Annotated in this window: 11 protein-coding genes; 4 read left to right on the forward strand and 7 right to left on the reverse strand. The window is 66.7% G+C overall.

The window, feature by feature from the left end:
• Positions 1–12 precede the first annotated feature (12 nt).
• Both ABE546_RS09490 and ABE546_RS09495 read left to right on the forward strand, forming a co-directional pair.
• A complete protein-coding gene (locus ABE546_RS09490; RefSeq protein ID WP_313219579.1) occupies positions 13–2,727 on the forward strand; it encodes a TonB-dependent receptor in 2,715 nt (904 codons plus the stop codon).
• 93 nt (positions 2,728–2,820) lie between these two features.
• Positions 2,821–5,157: a family 20 glycosylhydrolase gene (locus tag ABE546_RS09495; protein WP_346463473.1), complete on the forward strand. Its 2,337-nt coding sequence runs from the start codon at positions 2,821–2,823 to the stop codon at positions 5,155–5,157.
• 65 nt (positions 5,158–5,222) lie between these two features.
• On the opposite strand, the gene ABE546_RS09500 is transcribed toward ABE546_RS09495, so the two are convergent.
• Positions 5,223–5,612: a VanZ family protein gene (locus ABE546_RS09500; protein ID WP_346463475.1), complete on the reverse strand. Its 390-nt coding sequence runs from the start codon at positions 5,610–5,612 to the stop codon at positions 5,223–5,225.
• 1 nt (position 5,613) lies between these two features.
• On the reverse strand, positions 5,614–6,798 hold the full coding sequence (locus tag ABE546_RS09505; protein WP_313211609.1) for a class I SAM-dependent methyltransferase: 1,185 nt from the start codon (positions 6,796–6,798) through the stop codon (positions 5,614–5,616).
• Between the two features lie 56 nt (positions 6,799–6,854).
• On the opposite strand from ABE546_RS09505, the gene ABE546_RS09510 reads away from it, so the two are divergent.
• Positions 6,855–7,592 (forward strand): pteridine reductase, encoded by a 738-nt coding sequence (locus ABE546_RS09510; RefSeq protein ID WP_313211608.1) that lies wholly within the window; start codon positions 6,855–6,857, stop codon positions 7,590–7,592.
• A 65-nt stretch (positions 7,593–7,657) separates the two neighbouring features.
• Here ABE546_RS09510 and folK read toward each other — a convergent pair whose 3' ends face one another.
• Entirely contained in the window at positions 7,658–8,149 is a 492-nt protein-coding gene (folK, locus tag ABE546_RS09515) for a 2-amino-4-hydroxy-6-hydroxymethyldihydropteridine diphosphokinase (RefSeq protein ID WP_346463477.1), read from the reverse strand.
• An 84-nt stretch (positions 8,150–8,233) separates the two neighbouring features.
• Here folK and ABE546_RS09520 point away from each other — a divergent pair, with 84 nt between their 5' ends.
• Positions 8,234–8,968 carry a 20S proteasome subunit A/B gene (locus ABE546_RS09520; protein WP_152152276.1) on the forward strand — a complete coding sequence of 245 codons (735 nt, stop codon included), beginning with the start codon at positions 8,234–8,236 and terminating at the stop codon, positions 8,966–8,968.
• Here ABE546_RS09520 and ABE546_RS09525 read toward each other — a convergent pair whose 3' ends face one another.
• From ABE546_RS09525 to ABE546_RS09540, 4 genes are all read right to left on the reverse strand, one after another.
• Positions 8,969–10,483 carry an ATP-binding protein gene (locus ABE546_RS09525; RefSeq protein ID WP_313211606.1) on the reverse strand — a complete coding sequence of 505 codons (1,515 nt, stop codon included), beginning with the start codon at positions 10,481–10,483 and terminating at the stop codon, positions 8,969–8,971.
• 4 nt (positions 10,484–10,487) lie between these two features.
• Complete coding sequence (locus tag ABE546_RS09530) at positions 10,488–10,928, reverse strand: response regulator (RefSeq protein WP_313211605.1); 441 nt, start codon at positions 10,926–10,928, stop codon at positions 10,488–10,490.
• Complete coding sequence (locus ABE546_RS09535) at positions 10,925–12,745, reverse strand: ATP-binding protein (RefSeq protein ID WP_313211604.1); 1,821 nt, start codon at positions 12,743–12,745, stop codon at positions 10,925–10,927. The genes ABE546_RS09530 and ABE546_RS09535 overlap by 4 nt, the downstream gene beginning before the upstream one ends.
• Before the next feature lie 183 nt (positions 12,746–12,928).
• Positions 12,929–13,300: a BON domain-containing protein gene (locus ABE546_RS09540; RefSeq protein WP_313211603.1), complete on the reverse strand. Its 372-nt coding sequence runs from the start codon at positions 13,298–13,300 to the stop codon at positions 12,929–12,931.
• Between the last annotated feature and the right edge of the window lies 1 nt (position 13,301).

The raw sequence follows: 13,301 nt of genomic DNA on the forward strand, positions 1-13,301 counted from the left end.
AGGAGAGACATCATGAACACCCGCAAGACCCTGCTTTCCGCAGCCATCGTCAGCTGCCTGGCCTTCAGCGCCCACGCGCAGCAGGCCCCTGCCTCCACGCCGGCCGCAACCGACCTGGACACCATCCAAGTCACCGGCATCCGCGGTTCGATGGAGAAGTCGCTCGATACCAAGCGCGAAGCGAATGCGCGCCTGGAAGTGGTCACCGCCGAAGACGTGGGCAAGCTGCCCGCGCACAACGTCGCCGATACCCTGCAGCGCGTGCCCGGCGTGAACATCAGCTCGTCCAGCGCCGATGAGGGCGGCTTCGATGAAGCCGACCGTGTCAGCCTGCGCGGCACCAGCCCGAGCCTGACCCAGACCCTCATCAACGGCCACAGCGTCGGCTCGGCCGACTGGTTCGTGCTCAGCCAGGGCAACAACGTCGGCCGCAGCGTCAGCTATTCGCTGCTGCCGTCCGAGCTGGTCAGCTCGGTGGAAGTGAACAAGTCCTCGCAGGCCAAGCTGCAGGACGGCGGCACCACCGGTACCGTCAACATCATCACCCGTACCCCGCTGCAGTTCGCCAAGCAGTTCACGGCCGAAGCATCGATCGGCGCCGTGCGCTCGGACCAGGCCGACTCGACCGATCCGCAGTACTCGGCCCTGTTCAACTACAAGAATGACGCCAACACCTTCGGCGTGCTGGTGCAGGGCTTCTACCAGGAGCGCGAACTGCGCCGTGAAGCGCAGGAAATCCCGGGCGGCTTCTTCGCGCTCAAGGCGACCGATCCGGTCGTGGCAGGCATCCCCGATCCGGCCAATCCGGGCCAGTTCCTGCAGGCGCCGCGTCCGGACCTGGAAGGCCTGTCCATTCCCGGCCTGCTGGGTTCGACCCTGTTCGAGCAGACCCGCAAGCGCAAGGGTGGCATGGTCACCGTACAGTGGAAGCCGATCGACACGCTGACCCTGGGCCTGAGCGGCTTCACGTCCGAACTGGAAGCAAACAACTACAACCGCAACTTCATGATGTTCGGCAGCGGCTTCGGCCGGACCCAGGCCCCCGACCCGGGTTACACCGTGGTGGATGGCGTGATCACCAACGCGACGTATACCGGTGTTCCCGGTACGAACTACGGCGTGTACGACATGATCTACCGCGAGGCCACCGCCAAGAGCAGCTACGTCACCTTCGACGCGGACTGGCAGATCAACGACAACCTCAATGCGAAGTTCCAGGCCGGCACCACCAAGGGCACCGGCGAAACCCCGCGCCAGTTCATCGCCGAAGTCACCGTCGGCCAGGGTGGCGGCGCGTCTTACGCCAGCCACGGCGCCGGCTCCCCGGTCGACTGGAACATCGGTGGCGACCTCAGCGAAGCAGGCGTCAGCAGCTTCGGCACCTGGGGCAACCAGCTGGTCAAGGCAGAGGACAAGGAAGACTGGGCGTCGCTGGATTTCAACCAGTACTTCAGCAACGGTGGCACGCTGAGCTCGATCGACTTCGGCCTGCGCTTCGCCGACCACGAACGTGAAGCCCTGTCACCGGAAGGCGCCAGCCCGGGCGATATCTGGTCCGCACTGCGCGGCAGCGCCACCGGGCAGTACCCGGGCAACTTCGCCAGCGGCGTGGGCGGCACCTTCCCGCGCAACATCTGGTACTACACCCCGGATGCGCTGCAGAACGCCATCGTCAACAACTCGACCTGGCTGGCCGGCAACGACGGTCCCGACGGCCGCCACAACTACGGTGCCGAGTGGAAGGTGAAGGAAAAGAACTTCGCCGGTTACGTGCAGGCCAACTTCACCGGTGATTGGTGGAGCGGCAACATCGGCCTGCGCTACGTCAACATCAAGCAGGACATCGACACCTACCTGGCCGTCAGCGATCCGGCCCGCGCCGACGTGCGCAGCCTGTTCGGCATGTGGCAGCGCCAGGCCTTCGAGAACAAGCACGACCGCGTGCTGCCGAGCGCCAACATCAAGTTCGACCTGGACGATGACCTGGTGCTGCGCGTGGCCGCGTCGCAGACCCAGACGCTGCCGGACTACTCGGCACTGGGTGCGTCGTCGTGGGGTTCGGATCTGAACAAGACCGGCGGTGGCGGCAACCCCGACCTGAAGCCGACCCTGTCCAGCAACCTGGATGCCAACCTGGAGTGGTACTTCATGCCGCGCGGCCTTTTGTCGCTGGGCGCGTACCACATGCGCCTGAAGGACTACATCGCCTTCGACGTGGTCCAGCGCCAGCTCTTCAGCGAACTGACCAACCAGCTTGAAACCTACGACATCTCCACCCCGATCAATGCCGATGGGCAGGTCACCGGCGTGGAAGTGGCCTACGAGCAGCCGATCGGCGAGTACTTCGGCGTCAACGCCAACTACACCTACGCCAATGGCAAGACCAACCACACCTGGGCCGATGGCACCAACAACCTGTTGGGCACCTCGAAGAACACCTACAACGTGGGTGCGTACTTCGAGAACGAACGCTTCGGCGCCCGCGTCAGCTACACCCGCCGTTCCTCGTTCCTGATCAGCCTGTCCGGTACCAACCCGTACTACCAGGATGACTTCGGCACCCTGTCGGCGTCGCTGAGCTACAAGGCAACCGACTGGCTGAGCATCAGCCTGGATGGCCTGAACCTCAACAACCCGACCTACAAGTACTACCAGAGCGCGTTGATTCCGACCTCGTTCTACTCCAACGGCCGCCAGTACTATCTGAACTTCCGCTTCAAGTACTGATCGCCGCGGTAACACGCTGCACACCTGAAACGGGCCCGGATTTCCGGGCCCGTTTCACAGGTGGAACCCGATTCGCTACAAAGGAATGACCCGATGCACACCCGCACCCGTCGTACCTCGCTGTCGCTGCTGTCCTTCGCACTGGCGCTCTCCCTCGCACCGCTGGCCCAGGCTGCCGACGCACAGGCACCGGCTGGCCCGAAGGCCCTGCCCGGTTCGCTGATGCTGATCCCCGCGCCCGCCAAGGTCGATCGCATCGACGGCGCCGGCTACACCGTGACCGCCGCCACGCCGGTCCGTGCACAGGGCCACGCCGCCCAGCGCGTCGCCACGCAGTTCGCCACCCTGCTGCGCGACAGCGGCGGCCCGGCGGTAACGGTCAGCGAAGGACGCGGCAAGGACGGCATCCGCTTCGTGCTCGATGCCACGCTCAAGACCGGTACCGAGGGCTACCAGCTGCGTTCGGACGCGCGTGGCGCGACCGTGCAGGCCGCCACCGAAGCCGGCCTGTTCTACGGTGCGGCCACGCTCTCGCAGCTGCTCACCGGCGGCAGCGATGGCAAACTCCCGGCGCTGCGTATCGACGATGCGCCCCGTTTCAGCTGGCGCGGCCTGATGCTCGATTCGGCCCGCCACTTCCAGAGCCTGGATGAGATCAAGCAGGTCCTCGATGCGATGGCCGAGCAGAAGCTCAACACCTTCCATTGGCATCTCACCGATGACCAGGGCTGGCGCATGGAGATCAAGCGCTACCCGAAGCTGACCGGCATCGGCAGCTGCCGCATTCCGGCCGGCGATGGCGGCCGTGACCCGGTCACCGGCGCCGAGCGCCCGTACTGCGGCTTCTATACGCAGGACCAGATCCGTGAGGTGATCGCGTATGCCGCCGCGCGCCATATCCAGGTCATTCCTGAAATCGACGTGCCCGGCCACGCCACCGCAGCGATCGCGGCCTACCCGGAACTCGGCACGATCGACACCCCACTCAAGCCGCTGAGCGAATGGGGCGTTTTCCCGAACCTGTTCAACACCGACGACAGCACCCTCGAGTTCCTCGAGAACGTGCTGGAAGAAGTCATCGCGTTGTTCCCGGCCACGTACGTGCACGTGGGTGGCGACGAAGCGGTCAAGGACCAGTGGGAGGCCTCCGCACGGGTGCAGGCACGCATGCGCGACGTGGGCGCCGGCGATGAGATGGAAATGCAGAGCCACATCATCAAGCGCCTGGAGACCTTCCTGGAACAACACGACCGGCGCCTGATCGGCTGGGATGAAATCCTCGAGGGCGGGCTGCCGCCGGAAGCCACGGTGATGTCCTGGCGCGGCACCGAGGGCGGCCTCAAGGCCGCCAGCGAGGGCCACGACGTGGTCATGTCGCCGGTGACCGACATGTACATGGACTACCTGCAGACCAACTCACCGAACGAACCGCCGGGCCGCCCGGCGACGATTCCGCTGGCACGTGTGTACGGCTTCGAGCCGGTGCCGGACGCGCTGGCCAAGGACAAGCAGCACCACATCCTCGGCCTGCAGGCCAACATGTTCACCGAGCACACCCGCAGCTACGCGCGTCTGCAGCACAACCTGTTCCCGCGCCTGGCCGCGGTGGCCGAGACCGGCTGGTCGCCGCGCGAGCGCCGCGACTATGCGGATTTCCTGGCGCGCCTGCCAGCGCAGCTGCAGCGTTACCAGGCGATGGGCATCGCGTATGCGCAGACGCCGTTCCAGGTGGAGCTGGACAGCACGGACGACCGCGCCGCCGGCACCGCGACGCTGGCCCTGCGCACCGCGCTCGGCTACGACATCCATTACAGCGTGGATGGCAGCGCGGTCACCGCGCAGTCACCGCGCTACACCGCCCCGCTGCAGCAGCCGCTGCCGGTGGCGCTGCAGGCGGCCACGTTCTTCAACGGCCAGGCGTTGGCCAAGGCGGCCAGCCGCTTCGATGTCACCGCCGCGTCGCTGCTGTCGCGGACCGACGAACATCTCGCGCAGTGCCCGGGCGAAGGCCAGTTGCTGCTGCGCCTGGAAGACGACGGCCCGGCCGATGGCGAGCGCGCGATCTTCAACGTGGACATCTTCAACCCGTGCTGGTTGTGGAAAGACGCGGACGTGGAGGGCATCGCCAAACTGCGCGTGCGGGCCGGGCAGATCCCGTACTACTTCCAGCTGGCCCACGACGAGCCGAACCGCCGCTTCGCGCCCAAGCGCAGCGCACACGGGGAGATGGACATCCTCGGCGGGCAGTGCAATGGCAAACCGCTGGCCAGCGTCACGCTGCCGGCCGCGCCGGGCGCCGATGGCTTCATCACGCTGGAGGCGGCATTGCCGCGGTCGCTGAAGGGTACGCAGAACCTGTGCGTGCGCTTCACCGGCGATACCCGGCCGACGATGTGGGTGCTGGATGAGATGACGCTGTTGCCGCGCTAATTCGGGCACCGGGGTGCCGGCCAGCGGCCGGCACTACCGGTCGTGCGTCGCCGACGTCACACCCATCAACCGCGCAGGCGCACCAGCAGATCGCGCAACGGGGTGAACACGATCGCCAGGCCGGCCAGTACGCCAACGCTGTTGGCCAGCGCATCCATGGGGTCGGCCATGCGGTTGACAGTCAAGGCGCCCTGCGCGAATTCGATGCCGATGCCCAGTGCGACCAGGCCGACCGCGGCCCAGACCAGCGCCGCACGCCGCTGGTAGATCTGCACGGCGGAGGCGGCCAGCAGGAAATAGGCGAGGAAGTGCTCGACCTTGTCGCTGTTCTCCGGCAACGGGATCGGCGGCGGCGGGATCAGGCAGACCACGATCGTGCCCAATACCGCCCCCCACCACAGCGCCAGCCAGAACCGCGGCCAGCGCAGCGGCTTCAACAGATCCGGGGCCGCCACGTTACAGCCGCCAGGTCAGATCGCCGAGTTCGAAGGCGGGTTCGAAATCGACATCACGCTGGAAGCCCATCACCTGGAAGCGCTCGCCCATCTCGGTCGGCAGCGTCAGCTTTTTCACCTGATCGCGCAGGCGCACGCGGCCGATCTCGTCGGTGCGCGCATCGGCTTTCTCCAGCAGCGTATCCAGCCCGTTCCCGAGCAGGAAACTGGCCTGCGTGCAGTAACCGGCCAGTTCGAATCCGGCACCGGTGCCCGACTCGGCCAACGCGGTGAAATCCACCGAGGCAGTCAGGTCCTGCAGGCCCGGCCAGCGGTACAGATCGTTGTGCACGTGATGGCGATAGAACGCGCGCACCGTGCCGTCGTCGCGGTCGTCCTGGTAATACTCGTTGCGCGGGTAGCCGTAATCGACGAACAGCATCGCGCCGCGCTTCAGGCCGCCGGCGATCGCCTGGATCCAGTACGGCAGCTGCGGCAGCAGTTCGGAACGGTAACCATCGGCGAAGGGCTTCTCGCGGTAGTGCTCGACATGCCGCACCGCTGCGGTGAGCATCGCATCGGCCGGCTGCGCGCCGCGCACGAAGGCGCCCTGTGCATCCAGCTCGACGGTTTCCTCGTACACCATGCCATCGCGCGCGAGGAAGCGCGGCGTCGGCAAGGCATCGATCACTTCATTGGCGAAGACCATGCCGTCCCAGTCGTCATCGAACGGGCCGTCCAGCCACTCCACCAGGGCGAACACGGGCGGGATCAGCGCCTTTTCCAGGCGCTCGCGCTGGCGCTCGCGCAGGTCCGCGCTGGGCTCCAGGATCGCGTAGCGCTCAGGCAGCGCGTCCAGTTCCAGCATGCGCTTGAGCAGCACTTCGGCGAACGCGCCGCTGCCGCCCCCCACTTCCATGAAACGCGCTTCCGGGCCGAGCTGCTGCATCACCGGGGCGATCGCATTGGCCAGCGTGGCGGCGAACAGCGCGCCGATTTCCGGCGAGGTGGTGAAATCGCCGGCGGCACCGAACTTGCTGGCACCGGCGCTGTAATAGCCCCAACCGGGGGTGTACAGGCTCAGCTCCATGAAACGGGAGAACGGCATCGCGCCGCCGTTGGCGAGGATTTCAGCACGCAGCGCCGCAGCCAGCTCGTCGCTGTGGGCCAGGGCGTCGGATTCGGGGGTGGGCAGTGGGGAATGCATGGCGCGGGCGATTGCGGTGACAATGCACAGCATAGCCTGAGCAGGGAGTACCCCCGATGACCGATACCGCGCCCGTGGCGCTGATCACCGGCAGCGCGCGCCGGATCGGCGCGGCCATCGCCCGCCAGTTCCACGCCTGTGGCTGGTCGGTGGTGCTGCACGCCCACACCTCCACGACCGAGCTGCAGCAGATGGCCTTCGACATGGACATGCTGCGCCCGGGCAGCGTGCTGGCGCTGCAGGCGGATCTGCGCGATGCCGATGCCCTGCCCGATCTGATCGACCAGACCGTGGCCCAGTTCGGCCGGCTGGACAGCCTGGTCAACAATGCCTCCAACTTCTACCCCACCCTGCTCGGCCAGATCACCGCCGCGCAATGGGACGACCTGTTCGCGGTCAACGCCCGCGCGCCGCTGCTGCTGGCCCAGGCCGCCGCGCCGCACCTGCGCCGCCAGCAGGGCAGCATCGTCAACCTGACCGATCTGCACGGTACCCAGCCGATGCGTGACCACCCGGTGTACGCCGCCGCCAAGGCAGCCCTGGAAATGGTCACCCGCTCGCTGGCGCTGGAACTGGCGCCCAAGGTACGGGTCAACGCGGTCGCCCCTGGCGCCATCCTGTGGCCGGAACAGGGCAAGGACGATTTCGCCCAGCAGGCGCTGCTGGCGCGCACGCCGCTGGCCCGTACCGGCACGGTGGAGGAGATCGCCGAGGCGGTGTACTGGCTGGCCACCGAGGCCGCGTTCGTCACCGGGCACACGCTGCGCGTGGATGGTGGGCGGACGTTGTCGTAGGCGGCCACCGTTGGTGGTCGCATGCGGGCCCCGTACCGACCAACGGTCGGTACCTACCGCATCGATCAGACCGGCACCAGCTCCATCGTGTCGAACGGCTCGCCGAACTGCCGATGGGCCCGCCACAGCGCCTCCAGGGTCAGCCCGCTGACCGGGTCGCGGAAGTCCGGCGCGATGTCGGCCAACGGCTTGAGCACGAAGGCGTGCTTGAGCTCCGGGCGCGGGATGCGCAGGTGGCCGGGGCCTTCCACGATCAGATCGCCGTAGAACACCACATCGATATCCAGGGTGCGGTCGCTGAAGCGCGGGCCGCTGCGGTCGCGGCCGTGGGCATCCTCCAGCGCGTGCAGCCAGTCATCCAGCGTCTGCAGCGGCAGATCGGTCTCGATCGCCACGGCGTTGTTGAGGAAATCCGGCCCGTCGAAGCCGACCGCGGCAGTGCGGTAGGCCGCCGATACAGCGATCGCGCCAAAACGCGCGCGCAGCGCTTCCACCGCGGCGTGAAGGTGCTGTTGCGGCTGCAGGTTGCTGCCCAGGCTCAGGAGCGCAGTGGTCATGGTATTCAGCGTACGTGGGGCGATTCCACACGGGGGCAACATGCCCAGCGCATAGAATCGGGGTGCACATCATAGGACACCGACATGACCTATTGCGTCGGCATCGAGGTGGACGAAGGCCTGGTCTTCGCCGCCGACACCCGCACCAACGCGTCGCTGGACGACGTACGCGTGCACCGCAAGCTGCACGAGTTTGAGTTTCCCGGTGAAGCCGCCTTCGTCATCATGGCCGCGGGCAACCTGGCGACCACCCAGCTGCTGATCTCACGGCTGCGCCGCGATGTGGAGGAACAACGTCCGGAAAACCTGCGCGCCTACCGGCATCTGTTCGAGGTGGCCGAGTACGTGGGCCGGGTGCTGCTCGACAGCCAGGTCAAATCCAGCACGCATGAGGCGGGCCAGGACGGCATCGTGACCCAGGCCACGCTGATCCTGGGTGGCCAGATCGGCGGCGAGCATCCGGGGCTGTACATGATCTATCCCCTCGGCAATGCGATCGCGGCCTCGCCGGAGACCCCGTTCCTGCAGATCGGCGAGTCCAAGTACGGCAAGCCGATCCTGGACCGGATCCTGCGCCCGCAGACGCGGCTGGAAGACGCTGCGCGCACCGCCATCGTCTCGCTGGATTCGACCATCCGCTCCAACCTGTCGGTCGGGCTGCCGGTGGATCTGGTGCTGATCCGCAAGGATGACCTGCGCATCACCCAGCGCATGCGCCTGGCCGGCGACAGCCCGCTCTACGCGGAAATCCACGGCAACTGGTCCTTCAAGCTCGAGCAGGCCGTGGCCAGCCTCCCCCGGTTTCCCTGGGAGGCCTGATCAGGCGGTTTCCAGCGCCTCGGCGACCGAACGGAACACCTGCTGCATTTCCAGCGGCTTGCGCAGCACGTGGACATTGATGCCGGGCGGGAACACCGCCAGCGGCACGGTCACCTCGGCTTCTTCCAGCACCAGCGCCGGGCCGCGGTAGCCCAGCGTGGCCATCTCGCCCAGCAGGTGGCTGGCCGAGAGCAGCTTGGAGCCGGCATCGGCGATCACCAGGGCCGGCATGCTCTCCTGCTGCATCCAGCGCAGCGCGGCCGCACCATCGGAGGCCAGCTGCAGGTGATAGCCCTGGCTGGACAACGCATTGCCCAGCAGCGACAGCCGCGTCGCCTCACCATCCACGACCAGGATGGACTGGCCGGTACCGGCGGCGATCGGCCCATCGACCGCAGCGGCGGTGTCGGCGATCTCGCGCATCGGCAGCAGCAGATCGAAGCGGGTGCCGACACCCGGCTGGCTGTCGACGTGGATGCTGCCGTGTGCGCCTTCAATGATGCGCTTGCACGAAATCAGGCCCAGACCGGTGCCGGTGGCCTTGGTGGTGAAGAAGGGATTGAACAGATGCGACAGCGTGTCGGCATCCATGCCGATGCCTTCATCGGTCACCGAGATCCGCAACCAGTCCTCGCCATGCGTATCGGCGGCGGATGCCGCGCGCAGGGTCAACCGGCCGCCGTCCGGCATGGCCTGGATGGCATTCAACGCGAGGTTGAGCAGGACCTGCTGCAGCTCGGTGTAGTTGGCATCCACCGCCAGGCCATCGGCCACCTCCAAGTGCAGGGTGACCTTGGCCGGCAGGTTGCTGCGCAGGAGCAGCTCGACCCCTTCGAACAGGTGGACCAGGCAGATGTGCTCGCTGCTGTTGCGCGAACCGCGCACGAAGGACAGCATCGATTCGGCCATCTCATGCCCGCGCCGGCCGCACTCGGCGATGATGTCGGCCAGATGGTGCAGCTGCGGATCGTCGGTCCGCGCCTTCATCAGGTCCGGCATGATCAGCAGCGGCTGCAGGATGTTGCGCAGGTCGTGGCTCAGGCCGGCCGCCAGCAGCGACAGGCTTTCCAGACGCTGCGCGCGCATCAGCTCGGCTTCCACCCGCTGGCGGTCGATCGCGCTGCGCGCTTCGCGCACGGCACGCGCCACCGCCGAGGGCAGACGCGCCGGCTGGTGCTTGATGATGTAATCGTTGGCGCCCTGGTGCAGGGCGGCCACCGCGTTTTCCTCACCCATCGTGCCGGACACGAAGATGAAGGGCACCTCGGGCAACGCGGCGCGCACGATCTGCAGCGCTTCATTGCCGGAGAAGCCGGGCATGCTCAGGTCGGACAGCACGATATCCGGCGCGGCGCGCTCGAGCGCCTCACGCAGTTCCTGCGCGCTCTCGACCCGCTCGAAGCTCGCCTCCAGGCCAGCGTCGAGCATCTGCTCGCACATCAGTTCGGCGTCTTCCGGCGAATCCTCGATCAGCAGGATCCGCAGCGCACCCAGGGCGGGGCCGGTCAGCGGCATGGGCTTACTCGATCTCCGGTGCCTGGTTGATCAAGCCCCAGAACTTGCCCAGGGTCTGCACGGCGCCGAAGAACTGGTCCACGTCCACCGGCTTGACCACGTAGGCGTTCACGCCCATGTCCCAGCTGCGTGCCAGATCGCTTTCCTCGCGCGAGGACGACAGGATCACCACCGGCAGCCGCTTGAGCTCCTCGGTGTTGCGGATTTCCTTGAGCACTTCCAGCCCATCCATGCGCGGCATCTTGATATCCAGCAGCAGCACGGCCGGCAGGCCTTCATCGCGGTTGGCGAAGGCGCCACGGCGCAGCAGGTAATCCATCGTTTCCACGCCGTCTTCGACGTGCACGATCGGGTTGGCCAGGCGGGCCTCCTTCAATGCGTCGATGGCCATCTCGGCGTCGGCGGGGCTGTCCTCGGCAAGGAGGATGGTACGGAGAGCGGTCATGCGGCGGAGCCCTTGTTGATTGCGTCGAGCGCGGGTGGAAGAACGAAGTGGAACGTGGCGCCCTGATCGACCGCCGACTCGGCCCAGATACGGCCCCCGTGGCGGGTCAACACCCGGCGGACACTGGCCAGGCCGATGCCCGTGCCGGGGTAGTCACTGGCCTTGTGCAGCCGTTGGAACACCCCGAACAGCTTGCCGGCGTAAGCCATGTCGAACCCGGCGCCGTTGTCGCGCACGGTGAACAGATGGCTGCCGTCCGGCTGCAGTTTGTAGTCGACCTCGATCCGGGCCGGCTCGCGGTTGGAAGAATACTTGATCGCGTTGCCGAGCAGATTCAGCCAGACCTGCCGCATCATGTTTTCATCGGAAACAATGATCGGCAGCGGCGCGATCTTCCAGTCGATATGGTGCGGCACCCCGCTGCTCTCCGACTCGCTCTGCTGGTTGGCATCGAGCATGGCGCGGGTGTCGGCCACCAGCGACTGCATGTCCACGGCCTGCAGCCGCATCGCCGCCCGGCCCAGGCGCGAATAGACCAGCAGGTCGTCGATCAACGCGGCCATGCGTTTGGCCGAATTGGAAATCACGCCAAGGTAATGGAGCGACTTCTCGTCCGCGCCCTCGCCCAGGTGGCGGGTCAGCTTGTCCGAGAAGCCGGCCACGTGGCGCAGCGGCGCGCGCAGATCGTGCGAGACGGAGTAGCTGAATGCTTCCAGTTCGCGGTTGACCTCGGAGACCTGCTCGACCTTCCCTTCCAGCTGGCGATTGAGCTCTTCCACCCGCAGCTGCACGGCGCGCTGGACGGTGACATCGCTGACCGTCATCAGCACCACTTCGTCGTCCTTGTCGGGCAACGGCATGCGGCGCGCGTTGATGAGCATGATGCGCACCACGTCATCGGCGGTGCGCTGTTCGTGCTCGTAGTCCCACAGCTCGCGGCCGCGCAGCAGCACATCGGTCAGACGCTGGCGGACCACCGCATCGGCCCAGGCACCGTCGCCGATGCTGTCCAGCGGCAGCCCCTCGGGCGATGTCTCCTCGTCCAGCCCATACAGTTCGGCGAACGCGGGGTTGTGCATCTGTACCCGCAAGCTGCGGTCGAGCAGCACGATCGGTTCGCGCACGGTATGCAGCACCGAGGCCGCGCGCTCGGCCGCGCGCAGCGAGGCACGTTCGGCGGAGAGGCGGTGGCGGATCTGCCGCTGCAACAGCCACAGCACCAGGCCGAGCAACAGCAACTGCACCACCAGCGCCGACCAGGAGACGAACTCGCCCTGCCGCTGCTGTGCGGCAAACAGCGTTGAGCGCTGCTTGAGCAGCTGTTCCTCGGTGGCCTGGAGTTCTTCCACCAGGCTGCGGATCGGGTAGCGCGTGGTCAGGTCGGCCACCAGCTGGCGCTGATCGGCATCGGGCGAGGAACGGGCCAACTGCTTGGCCAGTTCCATCCGGCGCTCGAGCATGGACTGGATGCGACCGATCCGGACCAGCTGATCGGGATTGTCGCGGGTCAGTTCCGCCAACCGCGCCAGCCGCCCCGGAATGTCGTCGGCCTGGGCCAACCGCTCACGCAGGCCGGGGGCATCGATGCCCTTGGACATCGTCAACGCCGCGGATTCCACATCGCGGACATCGGCCTGCAGCTGGTAGACCGCCACCCCGACATCCTGGGTATGGGTGACCCAGTTCATCGCATCGATGTTGTCATTGGCCAGCTTGCGCAGGGTGAGCCACGGCACCACGATGATGGCTACCGCCGCCAGGGCCAAGGCCGGCAGACGCCAGCGGTCCCAGATTTGATCACTGAACACCAGCGCCATAGTCCCTCTTCAGCTCGATGCCATCGACGACCCGGCCCAGGCGGCAGCGCCGGCCCGCGCAGCCCCATCGGCAATGGCGAAGCGGTGAATATACTCCACCCCTTTGTGAATACGGGGCAGGCGGCCTGCAAAAAAAAGAGCGCGCCCGAAGGCGCGCCCTGTTCAGCGATGCAGCGGTGGGGCTCAGCGTGCGGCGGTCGCAGCCACCTTCAGGTTGGCAGCATCGACGCGCTTGACGCCCTTGATCTGCTGGGTCACGCGCACCGCCTTGTCATGTTCGGCCTGGCTGGCCACGGTCCCGGTCAGGGTGACGACGCCATTGACGGTCTCCACCTTCACTTCGGTACCCGGGACGTTCTTGCTGGTCAGCAGGTCGGTCTTGACCTTGGTGGTGATCCAGCTGTCGGTGACCGGCTCGGCCGAGTCGTGCTTGTCGGCGTGGGTCATCGCGGCATGATCGGTCTTCGGCGGATCCTTGGCCATGGCAGTCGAGGTGCCCAGCACCATGCCCAGGGCCAGCGAAGCAGCAAGCAGATTACGGGTCGTGTTGGTCATG

It is taken from the genome of Stenotrophomonas sp. TWI377 (assembly GCF_039674525.1).
Taxonomy (GTDB): Bacteria; Pseudomonadota; Gammaproteobacteria; order Xanthomonadales; family Xanthomonadaceae; genus Stenotrophomonas.